Annotated in this window: 13 protein-coding genes and 1 pseudogene; 2 read left to right on the plus strand and 12 right to left on the minus strand. The window is 51.0% G+C overall.

Annotated elements, in window-relative coordinates; all coding sequences use genetic code 11:
- The first annotated feature begins 47 nt into the window (after positions 1-47).
- A complete protein-coding gene (locus AC791_RS20005) occupies positions 48-221 on the plus strand; it encodes a YfgG family protein (protein WP_199485510.1) in 174 nt (57 codons plus the stop codon).
- A 63-nt stretch (positions 222-284) separates the two neighbouring features.
- Here the strand turns inward: AC791_RS20005 and guaA are convergent, their stop codons facing one another.
- Together guaA and guaB are read right to left on the minus strand one after the other, a co-directional pair.
- Positions 285-1,862 (minus strand): glutamine-hydrolyzing GMP synthase, encoded by a 1,578-nt coding sequence (gene guaA, locus AC791_RS16495; RefSeq protein ID WP_049841479.1) that lies wholly within the window; start codon positions 1,860-1,862, stop codon positions 285-287.
- Between the two features lie 65 nt (positions 1,863-1,927).
- Positions 1,928-3,394 (minus strand): IMP dehydrogenase, encoded by a 1,467-nt coding sequence (gene guaB, locus AC791_RS16500; protein WP_049841480.1) that lies wholly within the window; start codon positions 3,392-3,394, stop codon positions 1,928-1,930.
- A gap of 160 nt (positions 3,395-3,554) precedes the next feature.
- Here guaB and xseA point away from each other — a divergent pair, with 160 nt between their 5' ends.
- A complete protein-coding gene (gene xseA / locus AC791_RS16505) occupies positions 3,555-4,928 on the plus strand; it encodes an exodeoxyribonuclease VII large subunit (RefSeq protein ID WP_049841481.1) in 1,374 nt (457 codons plus the stop codon).
- A gap of 165 nt (positions 4,929-5,093) precedes the next feature.
- Here the strand turns inward: xseA and AC791_RS16510 are convergent.
- From AC791_RS16510 to rodZ, 10 genes and pseudogenes are all read right to left on the minus strand, one after another.
- Positions 5,094-10,667: pseudogene (locus AC791_RS16510) on the minus strand (adhesion domain-containing protein); the annotation flags it as partial.
- Between the two features lie 121 nt (positions 10,668-10,788).
- On the minus strand, positions 10,789-11,757 hold the full coding sequence (locus AC791_RS16515; protein WP_049841483.1) for a SinI family autotransporter-associated protein: 969 nt from the start codon (positions 11,755-11,757) through the stop codon (positions 10,789-10,791).
- A gap of 44 nt (positions 11,758-11,801) precedes the next feature.
- Entirely contained in the window at positions 11,802-13,982 is a 2,181-nt protein-coding gene (gene sinH, locus AC791_RS16520) for an intimin-like inverse autotransporter SinH (RefSeq protein WP_049841484.1), read from the minus strand.
- 372 nt (positions 13,983-14,354) lie between these two features.
- On the minus strand, positions 14,355-14,576 hold the full coding sequence (locus tag AC791_RS16525; protein ID WP_049841485.1) for a zinc ribbon domain-containing protein: 222 nt from the start codon (positions 14,574-14,576) through the stop codon (positions 14,355-14,357).
- Between the two features lie 60 nt (positions 14,577-14,636).
- Positions 14,637-16,115 (minus strand): ribosome biogenesis GTPase Der, encoded by a 1,479-nt coding sequence (gene der / locus AC791_RS16530; protein ID WP_049841486.1) that lies wholly within the window; start codon positions 16,113-16,115, stop codon positions 14,637-14,639.
- A 119-nt stretch (positions 16,116-16,234) separates the two neighbouring features.
- Positions 16,235-17,413 (minus strand): outer membrane protein assembly factor BamB, encoded by a 1,179-nt coding sequence (gene bamB, locus AC791_RS16535; protein ID WP_049841487.1) that lies wholly within the window; start codon positions 17,411-17,413, stop codon positions 16,235-16,237.
- Between the two features lie 10 nt (positions 17,414-17,423).
- Positions 17,424-18,044 carry a YfgM family protein gene (locus AC791_RS16540; protein WP_049841488.1) on the minus strand — a complete coding sequence of 207 codons (621 nt, stop codon included), beginning with the start codon at positions 18,042-18,044 and terminating at the stop codon, positions 17,424-17,426.
- Between the two features lie 13 nt (positions 18,045-18,057).
- A complete protein-coding gene (gene hisS / locus AC791_RS16545; protein ID WP_049841489.1) occupies positions 18,058-19,347 on the minus strand; it encodes a histidine--tRNA ligase in 1,290 nt (429 codons plus the stop codon).
- A gap of 111 nt (positions 19,348-19,458) precedes the next feature.
- Positions 19,459-20,577, minus strand: a complete 1,119-nt coding sequence (ispG, locus tag AC791_RS16550) for a flavodoxin-dependent (E)-4-hydroxy-3-methylbut-2-enyl-diphosphate synthase (protein WP_049841490.1) — start codon at positions 20,575-20,577, stop codon at positions 19,459-19,461.
- 26 nt (positions 20,578-20,603) lie between these two features.
- Positions 20,604-21,584 (minus strand): cytoskeleton protein RodZ, encoded by a 981-nt coding sequence (rodZ, locus tag AC791_RS16555; protein ID WP_049841491.1) that lies wholly within the window; start codon positions 21,582-21,584, stop codon positions 20,604-20,606.
- Positions 21,585-21,805 lie beyond the last annotated feature (221 nt).

A 21,805-nucleotide genomic window follows, 5' to 3' on the forward strand; every position in this document is an offset into this window, starting at 1 on the left:
GTGTGTGGGTATATCTTAAAGGACCTTTTGTGAGTCAGGTTACCAGTATGCGAAACCGACATCGATTTAACAGTCGTATGACCCGTATCGTATTGCTTATCAGTTTCTTCTTCCTTTTCGGACGCTTAGTCTACTCCTCCATTGGTGCATGGCATCATCACCAGGACAAAAAGCAAACGCAGCAGTCCAGCCTGATCGCAGAAACGTCCAACCCACGCTAGCTTTTTCAGACCCAAATGTTAGAAAGACGGCCAGGGGCCGTCTTTCCAGACTACGGGTAAAGGTTATTCCCACTCAATAGTGGCTGGCGGTTTACCGCTGATGTCATAAACTACCCGGGAAATGCCGTTAACTTCATTGATAATGCGGTTAGAAACGCGGCCAAGGAAATCGTATGGCAGATGCGCCCAGTGTGCCGTCATAAAATCGATGGTTTCAACCGCACGCAGGGACACCACCCAGTCATATTTACGTCCATCACCCATGACGCCAACTGAACGAACCGGCAGGAATACGGTGAATGCCTGGCTAACCTTGTTGTACAGATCGGCTTTGTGCAACTCCTCAATAAAGATTGCATCCGCACGCCGCAGCAGGTCACAGTACTCTTTCTTCACTTCACCCAGTACGCGCACGCCAAGTCCCGGTCCCGGGAACGGGTGACGGTAAAGCATGTCGTACGGCAGGCCAAGTTCCAGACCGATTTTGCGCACTTCATCTTTAAACAACTCACGCAGCGGTTCGACCAGCCCCATTTTCATCTCTTTTGGCAGGCCGCCCACATTGTGGTGAGATTTGATAACGTGCGCTTTACCGGTGGCAGAAGCAGCTGATTCAATCACGTCAGGATAGATAGTCCCTTGTGCCAGCCACTTAACGTCCTCCAGCTTCAACGCTTCTTCGTCGAACACTTCAACAAACACGCGACCAATGATTTTACGTTTTGCTTCCGGATCGTTTTCACCCGCCAGCGCGTTCAGAAAACGCGCCTCACCTTCAACGTGAACGATGTTCAGACCGAAATGGTCGCCGAACATATCCATCACCTGCTCTGCTTCATTTAAACGAAGCAGACCGTTATCAACGAAAACGCAGGTCAGGTTTTTACCGATGGCGCGATGCAGCAGCATTGCGGTAACAGAGGAGTCAACGCCGCCAGAGAGACCGAGAATGACCTTATCATTACCTACCTGCTGGCGAATTCGTTCAATCGCATCATCAATAATTTTGGCCGGAGTCCACAAAGCCTCACACTGACAGATATCGCGAACAAAACGTTCCAGCATCCGCAGCCCCTGACGCGTATGGGTCACTTCCGGATGGAATTGCACGCCGTAAAAACGTTTTTCTTCATTCGCCATAATGGCAAATGGGCACGTTTCGGTGCTGGCAACCGTTACAAAATCAGCCGGGATAGCAGTGACTTTATCGCCGTGGCTCATCCAGACGTCCAGCAGCGGTTTGCCATCGGCGGTAAGGGAATCTTCAATACCGCGGATCAGCGCGCTATCGGTTTTAATCTCAACCTGCGCATAGCCAAATTCGCGCTGGTTCGAGCCTTCAACATGCCCGCCCAGCTGCATTGCCATGGTCTGCATACCATAACAAACGCCAAATACCGGCACGCCCGCTTCAAAAACGTACTGCGGCGCACGCGGGCTGTTCTCTTCCGTCGTACTTTCCGGGCCGCCGGAAAGGATTATGCCACTCGGATTAAAATCGCGAATTTGCGCTTCTGTGACATCCCACGCCCACAGCTCACAATAAACGCCAAGTTCACGTACGCGACGCGCGACCAATTGAGTGTACTGAGAACCGAAATCAAGAATAAGGATACGATGTTTATGAATATTTTCCGTCATTGACGCTAATTCCAGGGCAAATGAAACAAAAACAAAACGCCCGGTAGAACCGGGCGCGGAAAGAATCAGGACCCCATACGATAGTTCGGGGATTCCTTGGTAATGGTCACATCGTGAACGTGACTTTCCTGGATACCTGCGCCGCTGATACGCACAAATTCTGCTTTAGTACGCAGTGCATCGATGGTACCACAGCCGGTGAGGCCCATACATGAACGCAGTCCACCCATCTGCTGATGGATAATCTCTTTCAGATAGCCTTTATAGGCCACCCGACCTTCAATACCTTCCGGTACCAGTTTGTCGGCCGCGTTATCCGTCTGGAAGTAACGATCGGAAGACCCTTTGGACATCGCACCTAAAGACCCCATTCCGCGATAGGATTTATAAGAACGGCCCTGATACAGTTCGATTTCACCCGGGGACTCTTCAGTCCCGGCCAGCATTGAACCGACCATAACCGCGCTTGCACCTGCGGCAATAGCTTTAGCAATGTCGCCGGAAAAGCGGATCCCGCCGTCTGCAATAACCGGAATACCGGTGCCTTCCAGCGCTTCGACGGCATCAGAAACGGCGGTGATCTGCGGAACGCCCACGCCGGTGACGATACGTGTGGTACAGATAGAGCCAGGGCCAATACCGACTTTAACCGCGCTCACGCCTGCATCAGCCAGCGCACGAGCGCCTGCACCAGTGGCTACGTTACCGCCAATAATTTGCAACTCCGGGTATTTTTCACGGGTTTCACGAATACGCTGTAGAACGCCTTCAGAGTGACCATGTGAGGAGTCGATCAGCAGCACATCAACTCCTGCGGCGACCAGCGCATCTACACGTTCTTCATTGCCTGCGCCAGCCCCTACCGCTGCGCCAACGCGTAAACGCCCCTGTTCATCCTTACAGGCGTTCGGCTTACGTTCTGCTTTCTGGAAATCTTTTACGGTGATCATACCGATAAGGTGGAAGCTATCGTCAACAACCAGCGCTTTTTCAACACGTTTTTCGTGCATCTTAGCCAGCACAACGTCGCCCGCTTCACCTTCGCGTACAGTGACCAGTCGCTCTTTTGGCGTCATGTAGACGCTGACCGGCTGGCTCAAATCGGTAACAAAACGGACATCACGACCGGTAATGATCCCCACCAGTTCGTTATCATGGGTCACTACCGGATACCCGGCGAAACCGTTAAGTTCAGTCAACTCTTTAACTTCACGTAATGTTGTAGTGGGCAGAACCGTCTGCGGATCGGTAACGACCCCGGACTCATGCTTCTTCACACGACGGACTTCTTCAGCCTGGCGTTCGATAGACATGTTTTTATGGATAAAACCGATACCACCTTCTTGCGCCAGGGCAATGGCAAGACGCGCTTCTGTCACCGTATCCATGGCTGCGGAGAGCATAGGAATATTCAGGCGAATGGTTTTAGTCAACTGCGTGCTGAGGTCAGCGGTATTCGGCAGAACGGTGGAATGTGCAGGAACAAGGAGGACGTCGTCAAACGTCAGGGCTTCTTTGGCAATACGTAGCATGGGCAATATCTCTAACCAGGATGATTTTAATATTGCCGTGGCATTATACAGAGCGTAACCGATTGCTTCTACATTTTTTTGCGAAAAAAACTTGCGCTCATCACCATGCAGGTTACTATCGATTGAATAACCTGCTGATTTAAAATTTGATCCCGCTCACATGTCGCTATCTCAATCGCCTGCCATTTATACCGTTAGCCGCCTTAATCAGACCGCGCGTTTGCTGCTTGAGCGCGAAATGGGACAGGTGTGGATCAGCGGTGAAATCTCCAACTTTACCCAGCCTGCATCCGGGCACTGGTACTTTACGCTTAAGGATGACACCGCTCAGGTGCGTTGTGCTATGTTCCGCAACAGTAATCGTCGGGTCACATTTCGTCCGCAGCACGGCCAGCAGGTCCTGGTGCGCGCAACGATCACGCTTTATGAACCCCGCGGTGATTACCAGATTATTGTTGAGAGTATGCAGCCCGCAGGTGAAGGTTTGCTCCAGCAGAAGTATGAGCAATTGAAAATCAAATTGCAGGCTGAAGGGTTGTTTGACCCACAGTTTAAACAGCCTCTTCCCGCTGCGGCGCAATGTATTGGCATTGTCACCTCGAAAACCGGCGCGGCACTGCACGATATTCTGCACGTGTTGAAACGTCGTGATCCTTCGCTGCCGGTCATTATTTATCCGACGACGGTACAAGGTGATGATGCGCCCGCGCAAATCGTGCGCGCTATTGCATTAGCAAACCTGCGTCATGAATGTGACGTATTGATTGTCGGGCGCGGTGGCGGCTCTCTGGAAGATTTATGGAGCTTTAATGACGAACGCGTGGCGCGGGCTATTTTCGCCAGTGCCATTCCGGTGGTTAGCGCCGTGGGTCATGAAACCGATGTGACGATTGCCGATTTTGTTGCCGACCAACGAGCGCCAACGCCGTCTGCTGCCGCTGAGATCGTGAGCCGTAACCAGCAGGAGTTGTTACGGCAAATGCAGGCCGCGCAGCAGCGGCTGGAAATGGCCATGGATTACTATCTGGCAAGTGGTCAGCGTCGTTTTACTCAGGTCTTTCATCGTTTACAGCAGCAGCATCCCCAGTTACGGCTGGCCCGTCAGCAGACGGCGCTTGAGCGGTTACATCAGCGGCTTAATCTGGCTATTGATAATCAGATTAAGCGAACAACACAGCAGCAGCTACGGCTTGAGCAGCGTCTTTATCAATACAATCCTCAGTCGCGCATACATCGGGCGCAATCACGGATCCAGCATCTGGAGTACCAGTTGACCGCAAACATCCGCGCGCATCTGAGTGCGGCGCGGGAGCGGTTTGGTACGAGTGCTGCTCATCTGGAGGCCGTCAGCCCGCTGTCGACACTGGCACGCGGTTACAGCGTGGCCACTATCGACGAGGGTAAAGTGTTGAAGAAAGTGAAGCAGGTCCATATGGGCGATATCATTAAGACCCGCCTCGAGGACGGCTGGATCGAAAGCGAGGTCACCACGGTGACCCCGCAAAAAAATACGCGCTCGCGTAAAGCGCGTTAGTCTTCATTACCTGTTATCCACTTTTTCCTGTTGATTATAAGCCACAGCGGTGGCGTTATCCCACCCGCCGTGCCACCGGAAATACGTAGACAAGTTGTTCTGCGCAAATGACGTTAACGCTTCGGTTTAATTATTAGCAGTTAACGGCGCATGAGGCTCTTTCAGACAAACTTGTGCATTTAATGCTCCTGACGAGGCTGTAGAACTGCTGCCACCCGTCCTCAGATCAATGAACTGATAGTTGCCACTGCTGGCCGTCCTGTCTACTGTCCACCAGCCTTGATCCGAACCGACCGGCCAGCCATAGTTGGTTTCCAGACCACCAGGCGTACCGAAGTTATCAACGTATAATGTTTGCAGGTTTTTCAACAGCGGCTGATAAGCCGGATCGCAGCCGGTCATGCCTGCTTTTTGCGTATTCAACGCGGTCACTAGCGGCCAGTATTCACTATTATAAATAAAGCTGGAAACCGATACCGGCATTTCTGCTGTGAGCAGCGGGCGGCGGAAGGTGATGCCCGCACTGTTGATTGCCGTTTCCGGCATGTGCCCCCACATCCTGGCTTTGTCGCTATCAGGACTGGTTATCACCGTGAAGATCATATCTTTACTGTCAGTGAGCCTGGTATTATCCACCACTGTCGCGGTCATTGTGGTTTTCAGACCTGCACTCTGATCTTGTTTAATCGCAAATGATACCTGCCCCTGAGCATCCGTATGTAAATACACATACTTCACCGAAGTATCCATTGAGAATGTGGTGAGCGCATCTGAAGAATGTATGTCATTAAGCGTAATATCGTCGGTTACATCGGAAACCGAGGTCGCATAGATATCACCCGCACGCGTTGTTGAAGAACTGCGCGTAATCTTTAACAGTGCGTTACTGACCGGCTGACCAGCAGCATCCTTCAGCGTCACGATCGCGGCTATCTGCTCACCCTTTTTCGCCTTTGCAATACCGTTGGTATCTTCTGACCCGGTGAGCGTCATCGTCACACTTGTTGGCGTTCTCCTCGGCGTAGCCAGGCACGTCTGCATATTCACCGCATAGGAATTATTAGTCGCTATAATGTTTCCCCCGCTGAGCAGATTCACCATCGCATACAGCGTTGATTTACCATCGTCCGAAAGAATGTAATCACCAGCCCACCATTTCTGACTGCTGCTCGCGCTGCTGCTAACTGGCCATCCATTAGTGCTGCGCATCATGCCGTCAGGGTATGTCTGGTATAATGTTTGTAGATTTGCCGCCGTCGGCAGATTGGCCTGGCCGCATCCCTCGTTGGTCCCAGCCCAGGCAGAATTTAATGTTATCAATCCCCATGTTTCTCCGATGTCGTAACTGCCGTTGGGAATTTTTACCACGTTGCTCGGTATGACCTTAAACTCGCTCGACAGCATGGGACGCCTGTAGACCGTACCCTCGCTGTCTTTGACCGTTTCAGGCATATGTCCCCAGTAGTTGGCTTTTTCAGTATCCGGGCTGGTTAAAACGGTAAAAACGGCCGGCAGGGTCTGGGTAGTATTGCCAACGTTTTCTATTGAGGCTTGTAACGGCGTTTTAAAACCCGCCCCTCCATCCTGATTGATATCCAGCTTCAGCGTGCCATCCTCGCCGGTTGCCGCGTAATAGCTTACGCCGCTGCTTAAGCTCTGCCTGTGATTGAGCAAAATATCTGCAGCCGGCGTTTTGTTAGCATCGCTATAAGCTCGCCCTACGCTGTCGCCGCGTAAAAAAATTACCGGCACGTTGCCGACAGGTTTCCCCTGCGCATCCAGCGTCGTGACGACGACAGGAAGGGTCTCTCCTGTTTTAGTTTTTGCAGCGCCGCTCGCGTTATCGTATGCAGATGAGGTCAATGTCAGCCGTGTGGCCACGGGTTGAGCGTCGCGCAGACAGGCGAAATAAAGCTTTTCACTCCATAGCTGCGAGGTAATAGCGTTATTATTCAAATCCAGCGACTTAACGTAGCGCGTTTCTGCTGAACGACTAAGATCCGCCGTGCTGTTCTGGTAGTTTTTACCCTCAACGGCCCACCCTTGCCGGGTATTTATTGCGCCCTGCGGCCATGCTGCATACAGCGCCTGCAAATTCGCAAGAGAAGGAACTTTATCCCTGCCGCATATGCCAGAAATCCCGTGAAAATCGGCGGTGCTCCAGGTTTCATTATCTTCAGTATTGCTTCCGGCGAGAGCATCGTTGGGCAGTTCGGCTGACAGCAGCGGACGCCTGAATACGGTGCCATCCGTGGCGGTTACCGTTTCCGGCATGTGCCCCCACATCAGGGCTTTATCGCTATCAGGGCTGGTTATCACTGTAAAGATGGTTTCAATGCTGGCGCTAACGCTATCGTTACCGTACAGCGCTACGGTAATGGCTACTTTCGTGCCATGCGTATTCGGACGAGTAATGCTGATAATTTTGCTGCCGTCCGGGCCTGTCAGACCACCAATTTTGGTTATGGTGTCATTAAGTGACTCACCGTCGATTATCACAGGCGATACAATATTGTCGCCGCTACCAGCAATGTGTTTTATCCCCTGGCGCGTATAGCCATCACCACGACTAAGAGTGAACGCAGCGTCCGGTACTGGATTGCCCTGCGTGTTAGTCACGGTGACTTTCAGGCGTAACGTCTCACCTTTTTTTAACTTCGCCGCGTTCAGGCTTTCATTCCATTGACCGCTATCAACAGGCACAATAGTAATCTTCGATGCAATCGGGTTATCGCTGGTAAGACAGCTGGTATACAGAATGCCGTCCCCTTTTACGCCCGTCGTTCCGTTATCCAGCGCCATATTTTTCCAGGTCGTGCTACTGGCTGCGGTGGCTGACCAGTAAGATTCAGCGACAGGCCATCCCAGAATGCTATGCATTTTTCCTGCGCTATTGGTAGCGTAGAGTTGTTCCAGCTGGTCGATACGGGGCAAACGGTTTACGGTACATCCCCCTGACTGCAGATCATCTTTTGCACTCGCGTGTGTCACCAGTGCCCATGTCTCATTGTCTTCAAGTCTTGTGTTGGCTGAGCTAACTTCTCCAGCCAGTTTTGGCCGTTCAAATGTCAGATCACCGACGGTAATATTGTCAGCCATGTGACCCCACATGTTCGCCTTTGGCGTATCCGGGCTGCCGGGTACCGTAAACTTTACGCTGCGTGAAATGGGGGTGGTGATCAGTGAATTGACCGGAATGATAGTTAACGTTGTCAGTAATCCCACTCCCTGTGGCTGAGAAATAACCAACGATGCATTACCCTGTTCATCGGTCATTCCCTCATAGGTCATTGATGCCTGTGAAGGGCCAAAAGCGACTCCGTCTATCAACAATGCTCCGTCTGTGGGGTCGGTAAATCCCGTGACCAGCCCTTTACGATTCTTACCGTGTGTCATTGTTACCGTAAAGACGGCATCAGGGACAACTAAACCATTCAGCGCATTAACAGAATGCACCGTCATGATAATGTCCTCCCCTACTTTTGCTGACGCCTGATGCGAGCTGTCATCATTGTTGAATTTCACATCAAGCTGAGTGACCAGTTCATTTCCTGAGCAGGTAAGATAATTGGCCTGGCTGCCGGTAAATTTTTCATCGGCACCGTTTGCCAGGTTAACCGCAATCGTCTGTGAGCCGTCGGTATCAGCAGAAATATAGCTATGTCCAGCTGTTGGCCAGCCAAAACGGGTGAACATCGCGTTTGCGGAATGCGCGTTATATAGCGCATCCAGAGTAGCTTGCCCCGGCACTTGTCCCTTGCCGCACTGGCTGGTCGCTGCCGTCACCGAATTGAACGTGGCCCATTCTTCATGGTTCTCTACTGTGACGCCGGTACTGGATTTTGCTTCGCCGGCAAGCAGAGGACGCTTATAAATATTGCCCGCATCTACTACGCCCTGCATGTGACCCCACATGCGGGCCTGCGCAACATTGGGGCTGGTTAGTACGGTAAAAATAACATTGGCAGTCGCTTCTGTACCGTCAGCTAATACCACACGCAGTGGAGTTAATACTCCTGCACCACGATCCTGGGTTAAATTGATGGATAAATTACCATTCGCATCGGTTATGCCATGATAGCGATTCGGCGTTCCGGCACTTTCGAGCCCAACTGATACTGGATTCTCTTCCCATCCGAAAGCGACGCCTTCAGCACGGGCTTGCGTATTAGTTTGTCCTTTACGGTTTTGCTCATCGCCGACGTACAGATCGAAATAACGATAGGGTAATCCTTTTCCGGTGGCTTTATCGGTGATTGATACCTTCATGCTAATGGATTGCCCTACCTGCACTTTCGCCGCATTTGAGCCGCTGTCCATGTTATCCAGTGATAGGGTCAGAACCGGTGTTAACGCTGGTGATGCTTTATCAACGCAGCTGACCTCAGAGAATATGTCATCCGGTTCCTGATTGACGCTGTTGTAATTGAGCATGTTTACGGCGAGATGATGAGACGCCAGCGAACCCGGTGAAGATGACCAATATTGATTGTTACCTGCTACTGGCCATCCAATAGTGGTCATCAGATCGCCACGCGCCAGTTTCAGTCCTGTAAGCTGCCGCGCGTCAGGCAGCACATCACAATATTCATCAGCGTCATGCCAGTTAAACAGCGCCCAGGTTTCATTATTCGCACTGACATTCTGGGTTGCGGCTTTGCTTTCCGCTGCCAGCGCAGGACGGGTAAACGTATACGATACCCCGTCAATTTTTATGGTGCTGTTATCGGACATATGCCCCCACATATTTGCAGCCGCGTTATCCGGGCTGGTCATCGTGGTGAATATCACGGCGATAGTTGCGCTTAAGGTATCGTTGCCCGACGGCTTAACCACCAGCGGTGTTTTGACTCCAGGACCATTGTTTTGGCTGACGATCACGGTTGCATTACCGTTAATATCCGTAACGCCGTGGTATTCGGTTGATGTGGTGGTAAGGACAGTATTATCAACGTATACCGGCGCGGTATTATTCACACTTCCCTGCCGGTTTAACGCATCGCCTCGCATAATCGTAAAGGCAGTATTGCCTACCGCTTCGCCCTGGCAATCACGAGTGGTGATGGTGAGTGTAATGTTTTCACCGGCTTTCACTTTCGCAGCATTGAGTGTGGTATCGAAATGATCGGCCGAGACGGCGATCGGTTCGGAAACCGCTGCGGTAATATCAATTGCGATCTTCTGGTTTAATAGCGGGATGGCAGTGCTGTAAGGCGTCCCGGTTAAGGTTTGAAGATACAGCGTCGGCTGGACGTCAGAGGGCCTGTCTACCTGCGGCCAGATAATGAGATGGCGACCCGCCATATTCTGGGCGCAAAAACTTTTATTCGCCTCAGGCTGAGGGTTAAGCGGCGTGTCGGGCGTGGCTGCATCAGCCCATACTAAGTGAACAGGAGGAGGCTGGTTCTCCCAACGCAGGGGAGCAACGGCAAAGAGATCGCCTTCCGTATCAGCAGGATTAATGACCTGCAATGCGCTGGATTTATCGTCAACGCTAAAGTCATGCGGCATGGCAGTGAAAGCAACCTCATGCGCCTGCGCAGGGCTCAGTACAATACTCCCCTGATAAACCGGAATAGCTGCGCCATCTGCCTGTGGAACAGTTCCATTGATAGCCTCTGTTGACGTATTTAGCTCCTGCCATATACCGTCGTTAAGTGCAGCCGATACGGGCGCAAGATATGCTCCCCCGATAAGCAGTATCGCGACTAAAAATCGGCGTACCCTTTTGAATTGCAGACTGCCACGCATTAACCCTACCACCTGTTTTTACCGTTAACTCAACACGCTTTGTTTAACCCTTAGCTGAACAAAACGCGCGGAAACTACCATTCCCTTACGGGAATGGTAGTGCTGCACATTATTTGCGCTGGTAATCGATAGACAGTCCATACCCCTGGACGCCATCGTTGCCAAGAGTAACGCCGCCGGACTCAATATTGTCGAACGCGGTTTTTGCTTCGGCATTGGTAACCGGAATAACCAGATCGCCATCATTGCGCGCGGCATTAACGATGCCTCCGGCCGCACCCAGTTGCAGGCTGGTACCGGTGAATTTCCAACGGTAGTGGTAATCGCCAGTGACTTCTTCGCCGGTCTGGTATTTGTTGTCGCCGTTTTTATCTTTCCACAGCAGAACTTTATAGGTGGTATTGGTTTTAAGTTTAGTATCGCTACCCAGCAGATTAGTGGTGGTGCCGGACTCGTAAATCACGACTTTAACGTTGTCGTCAACAACCGGACCTTCCGGAATATCGTCGTCATCTGAACCGCCGCCGGCATTCGTAGACAAGTCGGAGAGTTGCAGGAGAGGTGCTATATTCGGATCGCCGGTGGTGGTGGTCGGGATGATTTTGATCCCAATATAGTAGTCAGCATCCTCGGTCCTAATGGTGTAACTGTCCTGACCGGTTGTGCCGCTGATTTCGACTGCATCAGAACCATCCTGCTGCTTAGACCGCATCCACACAACCGTGGCTTTAGTTGCCACATTGCCCACATCCAGATCGCCTTCGGTATCGCCAATAGCCCAGTTAACGGAAACTTTATCACCGACATGGAACTGCTTATCACCCTCAGTGCCGTTCAATACACGAGTACCGCGATCGATAGTCACCGTCACATGGTTTTTATCCCCCTCAGCAACGTTATCTGCCGAGCGGGTGATCCAGGGTACGGTACCCTGGATTGCACCAGTGCTTTCACTGACAATATGCCACTGGCCGCCCTTCAGATTGCCGTTGGCCGCCATGGCGGGGAATGAGCAATACCCGGCCACTGCCAGCGCTATAGCAACTTTCGTTAGCTGCCGTTGTAGATTTACCTGCATTAAGATTCTCCATTTCCTTATATTCGGCAACTGCCTTGCCGACGCTATTTATGGGTATAAACCACACGTATGCCATATCCCTGCACACCATCAGCTGAGTCAGCATCAAACTTCCGCGCTGCTTCTTTATTCGTTACAGGAAGAACTAAATCCTCGTTAGCGGTATTCGCCTGTGCACCGGTGTGTCCACGAACGCTGGTACCGGTAAATTCCCACTGGTAGTCGAACTGTTTCATTTCCTCGGCCGTGAGCTGTTCCGACATCTGAAAAACACCATCGTTGTTGCGATCGCGCCACAGCATGAACCGATAGGTATTATTAACGCCGGGATGCCGGGTCTCGTTTGCAATCAGATTGACGGGGTTCGAATTATTTAATTGATAAATGACAGGGTGGACGTCTGCCGCCCCGTTTCCGGTGAAAGTGATATCAACAAAATTACTGTCACCATAGGGTTCGGCCCTGGCTTTCCAGCGCCATGTGCCGGGTAACGTACTGGCCAGCGTGATCGTGCCCGCAGCCTTATCGCGGCTGGCAATAAAAAGACACGGCACTTCAGAGGTGCAAGGTTTTGCAGCCAGGGTAACTTTTTGATCGTTACTGTCGTACAGCTCAGAAAGCATCTCATCATCGGTTAGTGGTTTACCATTACGATCGGTCGACTCTCCATAAGAATCTGTTAACAGTAGATCCATAACCACGCCATCAATGCCGTCAGCTCTGGCGCTGGCATCATGACTATGCTCAGTGCTTTTGACAGCGCTAACGTTATTCACCACCAGTTCAATTTTCCGGTTCTGCTGCACGGTGATTTCCACAACCCCGGAGTTGCGGGTATTGCCTTTTTCATCTTCGAGCGTAATACGCATTTTCCAGGTATTAAGTGCAGTTCGCTCCTCATCCGTACTGGCATTTACCCACGCCGGAAGGATCAGATCCCAGCGATTGTTGTTACCTTCGCTTAGGGTATTGGCTTTTACCACGGGCATGACCAGAGTGCGGTTGGCGTTATTTTTAGCCTGCCAGGATGCAGCTACAATTTTGTAGTGATGATTGATGAGGGCATTGATCGTCCATTTACATTTTTCCAGACCTACCCCGGCTTCCGGGTTATCCTGGATAATACACTCCGGGTGCACATTCGTTTCGTTAGCTTTAAGCCAAAGCGTAACGTCCAGCGGATCTTTTTCCCGGTATTCCAGCACAATGAAATTATTGCGGTCGACAAAATCGGTACGGCTACCGATCAGTGAATGCTGAGTTTTAACATTATCAGGATCCAGCTGGCTTGCTATCGATGAGCCAAACTGATACGTCATAGTGGCATTGATGCTTAAGTCGGTATTGTCTCCAGTCCCTGCTTTATAGTCCGTACTCACGGTGACCAGCGGGACCGGCGTGTAATTCAGACCAACCGTTACCGCATGAGGATCTCTTTGTAAGTTATCCGTACCAAATAGCGCCACTTGATCGCCATAGTACTGTTCATAGACGAGTTTAGCGCCAAGCTGCGGGTAAAATGGCAGCCATGCTTCAGAACGCACGTCCCATCCGCGTGCCGGGCGTTCTTCGTAAAATTCGAAATCTCTGGAGTCTTTCCAGTCAGAAAGGGGATGGTAATAGTTAGCGGAAAAACGCAGGAAATCAGTCCATGCTTCTGTACCAAGACCGAGGCGACGATGCCCGCGAGTAACATCATAGTCATAGAAAACGTTACTCCCCAGCAGCCAGTTATCGACATTGCGACGTACGCCAATACCGACGTTGCCAATGGTACGATCTTCTTTACGCTGGGCTGAAAACTGACTGAAAATGAGGGTGGTTTGATTGTCATACCACGGCACAAAATAATCCAGAGAGCTTCCTTCCAGATTACCGGTTTCATCAATGGACAGATTGGTTCGCACTTTGCCGTAAGGAGACATCAGCCCCTCAACCCACGACTGAGCAGATGACGTTATCTGTCCCTGAAGATAACTACGGGCCTGAGACTGAAGTGCTGCTGGTGTAAGGTTATCGAAACCCTGCATCGCTGAATTGGTAATATAGTCAGCGCTTTTCTGCGTATATGATTTGCCACTATCATCCCGTTCTGGTGTATCGCTGCCAAGCTCGGGTAATGAAGACTCTGTTAAATCTACAATTCCCGGCGTATCGGCGGCAGACACGGAGAATGCGACAGCCGGTATTAATAGTAAAATAATAACGCGCATCCATTGCGCCATACGACAACCATCCCTAAGTTAATCGTAATTAATGCATACTGTGTATAACGCTTTAATACGCAGTATACCTATCAGAAAATATAGACATATTTACAATCATTATAACTTGAGGTAAATACGCCTGTATTTATTACATGTCTAATTAACTATTTTTATTTACAGCGTATGCGCATTCGGAAAACTAAAACCTGGTATAACTAAATGGCGGCAATTAGATTAGAAAAATTAATAATACACTCTGCCATTATTAATCGTTTATATTAGTAAAGCTACTATAAGGCACTAAAAAATAGAGACTATCTATCCATAGATAATATCTCATCCTAGCAAGCGAAAATAAGAGGTTCAATTTAGAAAAATTTAATTTCTGGTTTAGTTATTTTTAAGAGAAAATAAAACGCGTTTTTTAGAAATAAGTCCGTGTCCGTACTTGCAAAAATAATCTACCGAACCACATGCTTTTAATACCTGTAACGGCTGCTGGCAGTCAGGGCAGCGGGCATCCAGCAGGTAGTCCATATTGCAGGCCGTACAGTGCGCGGTATCACCTTCGCGGACGAGGAGGTTTCGACAGACCGGGCAAATCAGTTCCATACATCACCTCAATGTTATGTTGATCCCCCTTCTCTGGCGTAAAGAAGGGGGAAAAGCAAATTACTTACTTTTCTTAATGTGACTGATCAGACGCTTACGTTTACGTAACTGATTCGGTGTTAAGGTATTACGCTTATTCGCAAACGGGTTTTCACCCTCTTTAAACTGAATACGAATTGGCGTTCCCATAACATCCAGCGACTTACGGAAGTAGTTCATCAGATAACGTTTGTAAGAATCAGGCAGGTCTTTCACCTGGTTACCATGAATAACCACAATTGGTGGATTGTAGCCACCGGCATGAGCATATTTCAGCTTAACGCGACGTCCACGTACCAGCGGCGGCTGATGGTCTTCCGAGGCCATGGTCATGATCCGCGTTAGCATTGCGGTGCTGACACGGCGCGTCGAACTGTCGTAAGCTTCACGGATGGATTCAAACAGGTTACCTACACCGCTACCGTGCAGTGCCGAAATAAAGTGCACGCGGGCAAAATCGATAAAGCCCAGACGGTAATCCAGAGTCTCTTTTACCTGCTCTCTGATTTCCTGGCTCAGGCCATCCCACTTGTTGACCACGATCACCAGTGAACGACCGCTGTTGAGGATAAAGCCCAGCAGCGAAAGATCCTGATCGGAAATGCCTTCGCGAGCATCAATTACCAGCAAACAGACGTTAGCATCTTCAATTGCCTGTAGCGTCTTGATAACAGAGAATTTTTCGACAGTTTCAGTGATTTTTCCACGCTTGCGTACTCCGGCAGTATCGATAAGCACATATTCACGCTCATCGCGCTCCATAGGAATATAGATACTGTCACGGGTGGTTCCCGGCATGTCGAAAACCACAACACGATCTTCACCCAGAATACGGTTAGTCAGCGTTGATTTACCGACGTTGGGACGACCCACAATAGCAATTTTGATCGGCAGATCCTGCGGATTAAAATCATCCTCCTCTTCTTCGACTTCAGTTCCATTCTGCTCAGCTTCAAACTGCTTCCAGTACTCAGCATCTTCGTCGATCTCTTCAGGTGGGTTCACCTCGTCAACAAACGGCAGCAGTACGTGTTCAAGCAAACTGACTACGCCACGTCCGTGCGACGCAGCGATGGCATGAATATCACCCAGCCCCAGCGACCAGAAGTCGGCAACAGCCTGATCCGGATCGATGCCATCGGTTTTATTCGCCACGAGAAAAGTAGGTTTTTGACGCGAGCGTAAATGTTTAGCGATGCCTTCATCCGCAGGCATCAGGCCAGCACGGGCATCAACCATAAACAGAACGACATCAGCTTCTTCAATAGCCAGCAGAGATTGCTCTGCCATACGGGTTTCGACACCCTCTTCCGTGCCATCAATACCGCCGGTATCAATACAAATAAACTCACGCCCTTCAACTTCGGCCCGACCGTACTTACGGTCACGCGTCAGCCCGGGGAAATCCGCCACCAGCGCATCGCGGGTGCGTGTAAGACGGTTAAATAGCGTGGATTTTCCGACGTTAGGGCGTCCGACAAGCGCGACCACAGGTATCATGTTTAAAGCCTCTTTTACTCAAATTCATTCAAAAATAGCCGTTAATATCGCTATTTCTATAAACAGCAAACGGCCCCTGTAACTACAGGAGCCGTCGATAACATTAATTACGCGAGGTATTAACGCGTAATCGCGTACAGCGTACCGTCTTTTGCCTGGATAAGCAGTTTACCATCCGCGACAACCGGATTGGTCAGGAAGCCGGAGCTATCCAGTTTTTGCTGTGCGACAAAATGGCCATCATCAGGGTTAACCCAATGTACATAACCTTCGCTGTCACCCACGACAAGAGAACCATTATACAGCGCTGGCGCAGTCAGATTACGATGTAGCAAATCGCTTTGCGTCCACTGCGTCACGCCACCGTCAGTCGTCAGCGCAAGCAGACGGTCATTCTGATCGACGATATAAATATGACCGTTTTCTACGATAAAATCATTGACTGAACCCAGTTCACGTTTCCACATGATCTGCCCGCTGCGCAGATCCAGCGCCGTCAGATTACCGTTATACGCCAGCGCGTAAATAACCCCATCCACCACGACCGGCGTAGTATCGACATCGCTAAGACGATCGATTTCCGTCGGGCCAGTAGCCTGAGAAATACGCTGCTGCCAAATCATCTGGCCCTGCTCCATCAGCACAGCGCTGACCCGGCCGTTGTCGCCGCCAACAATGGCTGCGCCAAATGCGGTAACCGGTGCAGACTCGCCGCGCAGTGAGAGCGCCGGCATATCCAGGTTAACAGTCCACTTGACGGCACCATCCATCTGATTCAGCGCCTGAAGCTGGCCGTTGCTGGTATGAATGAGCACGACGCCATCGCTGATAACCGGGCGAGAGAGCGCTTCACCAGCAACCTGGGTCTGCCACGCCACGCTGCCATCGCTGGTATTTAACGCGTAAACCTGAGCCTTTTCGCTGCCAATATAAACATGACCGCCGTCAACCGTTACGCCACCGGACAGCAGCGCCGGAGAGGAAGAGAACCAGCCTTTTTTCTCAGCCAGACTCACGGTCCAGACTTCTTTACCATCGTCAGCGTTAATCGCTTTAACCGTACCGCGACGATCGGCTGCATACACAATACCGTCAGCAAATGCCGGATGCAGGTTAGAGTAAAACTCACCGATTCCGCTACCTACGGAGGTATCCCATGCCGTATTCGGCGTGAACTGGTTTTCAACCTGCGGCAGCGGAGACATTTTCACAACATCTTCTTCGCCGTTAAACAGTGAACACCCACTTAACAACGCGACAGACAGCACGCCAGGCAGAAGTAATTTACGCAATTGCATCGGGTCCCTCTCAGATGGACAAATTATTCATTTTCATGCGCATCATTTCACTCAGCGCAGGCGAAGAGTCGCTTTTAACACCCGCTTCCCATGCAGCATGTGCGCCCTTTTTATCACCTTTGCTTAGCAATATTTCACCGCGCAAATCAGCAACGATAGCCGTCCAGCCTTCACCCTTGATGTTTTCCAGCGTTTTCAGCGCGGCATCTGCCTGTTTTTGCTGAAGCTGCACGCGGGCGAGGCGCATGTTAATTATGGACTGCAGATTTTCATCCGATGCGTCAGCCAGCCCCTGCTGTAACTGCTTACCGGCTTTATCCATTTCATTTTTGTCGACATACTGCTGCGCTAATTTAAGCGACGCAAAAGCACCGTAGACATTTTTGTTATCTGCCGCAAACTTTTCAGCCGCGACCAGCGTTTCAGGCTTATCAGCCTGCATCGCCGCAACGGTATTTTCATACGCCAGCGACGAGGTTTTTGATACATCAGCCTGATGGCCCGCCCAGTAACGCCACCCAACCAGAGCGCCAATACCTAAAATGACGCCGACAGCCAGCGCCTTACCATTCTCAGTGAAGAAGCGTTTAAGCGCATCAACCTGCTCATGTTCGTTTTCGTAGATTTCCACGCGGTCCTGCTCCTTAGCCCAGTAACGTACGCAAATGCGCGGCAACACTGTCCTGCGCAACGGTGGTTTGCTCACCTGAATGCAAATCCTTCACCACCACAGTATGGTCAGCGACTTCTGATTCGCCGAGGACCAGGGCAACGCGAGCACCCCATTTGTCCGCGCGGGCGAACTGCTTCTTGAAATTGCCGCCGCCGTGGTTGGTCATTAGCTTCACGCCGTGAACGCCATCGCGCACGCGCTCAGCCAGATTCAATGCTGCCGACTGCGTATCCTGGCCTGAAGCAACCAGATATATATCGACAACAGGATCGGCAGTAAATTCCGGATTAACCGCCTGAACCAACAAAACAAGGCGTTCCAGGCCCATGGCGAAACCCACAGCGGGCGTAGCACGACCGCCCAGCTGTTCTACCAGGCCATCGTAACGTCCGCCTGCACAGACCGTACCCTGCGCCCCAAGACTGGTGGTCACCCACTCAAAGACAGTACGGTTGTAGTAATCCAGACCACGAACCAGACGCTGGTTGATAGTATAAGAAATACCTGCCGCTTCGAGCAGCTTGCATAAGCCTGCAAAATGCTCGCGAGACTCATCATCCAGGTAATCCGCCAGTTCAGGCGCATCGTTTAGCAGTGCCTGCACCTGCTGATTTTTGGAATCCAGTACCCGCAGCGGGTTGGAATACATGCGGCGTTTACAGTCTTCGTCCAGCTTATCTTTATGCTGTTCAAGGAAGGCCACTAATGCATCGCGATAGCGCGCGCGCGCGTCCAGCGAACCAATCGAATTCAGTTCGAGTTTAACGTGTTCAGCGATACCCAGTTCACGCCACCAGCGGGCGGTCAGTAAAATCAGTTCAGCGTCGATGTCCGGGCCCTGCAGGCCAAAAACTTCAAGTCCCATCTGGTGGAACTGACGATAGCGCCCTTTTTGCGGACGTTCATGGCGGAACATCGGGCCGATATACCACAGGCGCTGTTCCTGATTGTGCAGTATGCCGTGTTCGATACCGGCGCGAACGCACCCTGCGGTGCCTTCCGGACGCATGGTCAACAGGGTAACTTCTTCACCATCGCGCTCGCGATCGCTGAAGGTGTACATCTCTTTTTCAACGACATCGGTGACTTCACCAATCGCCCGTTTGAAAAGAGGGGTTTGCTCAAGCACCGGCGTACGAATCTCACGATATCCATAGGACTCGACGACACCCTTGATGATTTTTTCAACCCGTTGCCATACTGCAGTATCTTCCGGCAAATAATCATTCATACCGCGTACAGACTGAATTTTCTTTGACACGTTAATTCTCTATTCTGAATATAAAAATGAACCCAAAGCGCTTTTCCGAACCAGGCGGGATCAGCAATAAGGGTTCAATCATACACGGGAAGCTAAGCGCTTCCCATCATGTTATTTTTCAAGCTGCTGAACGCTTATCCGGCGCGCTTCATCCAGCATGCTGGCTTTTGCGCGGATGCGGGCTTCAAGCTGACCTATCATGTCGTCGTTATCAAGACGGTCTTTACGCACGCCATCTTCATATAATCCGCTTTTTTTATTGCCGCCGGTCACACCCAGAGTGGACACCAGCGCTTCGCCAGGACCATTAACGACGCAGCCAATGATCGAAATATCCATCGGCGTAATGATATCTTCCAGCCGCTGCTCCAGCGCATTCACGGTGCCGATAACGTCAAATTCCTGACGCGAGCAGGTTGGGCAAGCAATAAAATTGATGCCACGTGCGCGAATGCGCAGCGATTTCAGGATATCAAACCCAACTTTGATCTCTTCAACCGGATCGGCTGCCAGAGAAATACGTAGCGTGTCGCCAATGCCTTCCGACAGCAGCAGGCCCAGACCGATGGCCGACTTCACTGAACCACTGCGTGCACCACCGGCTTCGGTGATCCCCAGGTGCAGAGGCTGATCGATTTGCTTTGCCAGCAGGCGGTAGGATTCAACGGCAAGAAAGACGTCAGAGGCTTTAACGCTGACTTTAAACTGGTCAAAGTTAAGACGATCGAGATGATCGACGTGACGCATAGCGGATTCGAGCAGCGCCTGGGGCGTCGGCTCACCGTATTTTTCCTGAAGATCTTTTTCCAGCGAACCGGCATTCACGCCGATGCGGATCGGGATATTTTTATCACGGGCGCAATCAACAACGGTGCGAATACGCTCTTCATTACCAATATTGCCTGGGTTAATGCGCAGACAGTCGACGCCGTATTCCGCCACTTTCAGCGCGATACGGTAATCGAAATGGATATCTGCAACCAGCGGAACATTGACCTGCTGCTTAATAAGCCTGAACGCTTCAGCAGCATCCATAGTTGGTACCGAGACGCGAACAATATCAGCGCCCACCCGTTCCAGCGCTTTAATCTGATTAACCGTCGCCTCAACATCCGTGGTGCGCGTATTGGTCATCGATTGAACAGCGATAGGTGCGCCATCGCCAATTGGCACATTTCCTACATAAATCCGTTTTGACTTCCGGCGTTGAATAGGTGCCTGGTTATGCATGAAAACTCTCCTGCGGTGCCCGTCTGTTACTGTGCTGCTGACTGGTCGGCATTGAGGGTCAGACGCGCAACCTGATTAGATCTTACATAGCGGCTCAGATCGACCGGCTTACCCTGGAACTGGATCTGAACGGCTGCCGGAGCACCGATTTTAAGCTTATAGGGCAATTGACCGGTAAGGTTTAAGTGTCCACCACTACGCTGAGTACCGCTGTAAATTTTTTTCCCCGTTGCATCAGCTACTTCCAGCCAGCAATCGGCATTAAAATCCATTACCAGCGCATTAGCATCGGCCGGGGTCGTAACCGCAGCCCGATCGGTTGGCAGTGGAGCCTGCGCAGGCGCGGTATCGACATTTGCCTGGGAGGGTGAAACTACCGGATTAGTCTGTGCGTTATCGACCGGTGCGGCAGTGACTGGAGCCGACGTTGACGCCGTTTGCGATGCAGAAGGCGTGCTCAGGGCAGCGGTATTGGCTGGTTCAGAATCCGGCGGAGTGCCGGTATCCACAGGAATAGCTTGATCGTGATTATCGCTGGCATTCAGTTCGGCGGAAGATTGCGCTTCCATGGTATTAATTTCTTCCTGCTGCGCCTTATGGTTTTGCCACCACCACAGGCCAGTAAAGCTCAGGACAACAAAGAAGATAATCCAGGTAATAAAGCTCATCATCCAGCCGCTACGCTTTTTACGCTGTTTGCCCAGTGCAAAGGTCTGCATCGGAGCAACTTTTGCCGCTCTGACAGGAGCCTGCTTCTCCATCATTGGAAGCAGCTCTTCTTCTGGAATATGCACTAAACGCGCATAGGAGCGGATATAGCCACGCAGAAATGTTGAAGCAAGATCGGCAGGTGCCTTATCCTCTTCAATATCGCGAACCGTGGAAACCTTCAGGCATAAGCGTTCTGCAACCGCTTGTTGGCTGAGTCCGAGTTGCTCACGGGCGTTGCGCAGTCGCACGCCGGTAGTTTGTGCTTCATGTTGGTCGTGGGTGGCTTCAGTATTCATTCGCTACAACTGCTGGTACGTGAAATTAAAATTCTGGTGCCGACTTATGCCCGCACCGCGAAATATTTGCCCGGTCAAAGACAAACAGTATAAGACTGTCAGGCCAACTATCACAGAGCAGCTTACGCACTTGTTGCTAAGCTGTTGTTGTATCGCTACATACTGCCTCAAAGTTAGTAAAAACGCACCGTAATTATTATTCTCACGAGTGGGTTTCCCCA

This window comes from Klebsiella sp. RIT-PI-d (assembly GCF_001187865.1).
Taxonomy (GTDB): domain Bacteria; phylum Pseudomonadota; class Gammaproteobacteria; order Enterobacterales; family Enterobacteriaceae; genus Superficieibacter.

What these genes read in the sequence shown, in the direction of transcription:
- sinH (WP_049841484.1), bottom strand. Translation starts at nt 13,982, where the DNA reads ATGGCGCAATGGATGCGCGTTATTATTTTACTATTAATACCGGCTGTC.
- guaB (WP_049841480.1), bottom strand. Translation starts at nt 3,394, where the DNA reads ATGCTACGTATTGCCAAAGAAGCCCTGACGTTTGACGACGTCCTCCTT.
- der (WP_049841486.1), bottom strand. Translation starts at nt 16,115, where the DNA reads ATGATACCTGTGGTCGCGCTTGTCGGACGCCCTAACGTCGGAAAATCC.
- guaA (WP_049841479.1), bottom strand. Translation starts at nt 1,862, where the DNA reads ATGACGGAAAATATTCATAAACATCGTATCCTTATTCTTGATTTCGGT.
- rodZ (WP_049841491.1), bottom strand. Translation starts at nt 21,584, where the DNA reads ATGAATACTGAAGCCACCCACGACCAACATGAAGCACAAACTACCGGC.
- xseA (WP_049841481.1), top strand. Translation starts at nt 3,555, where the DNA reads ATGTCGCTATCTCAATCGCCTGCCATTTATACCGTTAGCCGCCTTAAT.
- AC791_RS16515 (WP_049841483.1), bottom strand. Translation starts at nt 11,757, where the DNA reads ATGCAGGTAAATCTACAACGGCAGCTAACGAAAGTTGCTATAGCGCTG.
- AC791_RS16525 (WP_049841485.1), bottom strand. Translation starts at nt 14,576, where the DNA reads ATGGAACTGATTTGCCCGGTCTGTCGAAACCTCCTCGTCCGCGAAGGT.
- bamB (WP_049841487.1), bottom strand. Translation starts at nt 17,413, where the DNA reads ATGCAATTGCGTAAATTACTTCTGCCTGGCGTGCTGTCTGTCGCGTTG.
- AC791_RS20005 (WP_199485510.1), top strand. Translation starts at nt 48, where the DNA reads ATGCGAAACCGACATCGATTTAACAGTCGTATGACCCGTATCGTATTG.
- ispG (WP_049841490.1), bottom strand. Translation starts at nt 20,577, where the DNA reads ATGCATAACCAGGCACCTATTCAACGCCGGAAGTCAAAACGGATTTAT.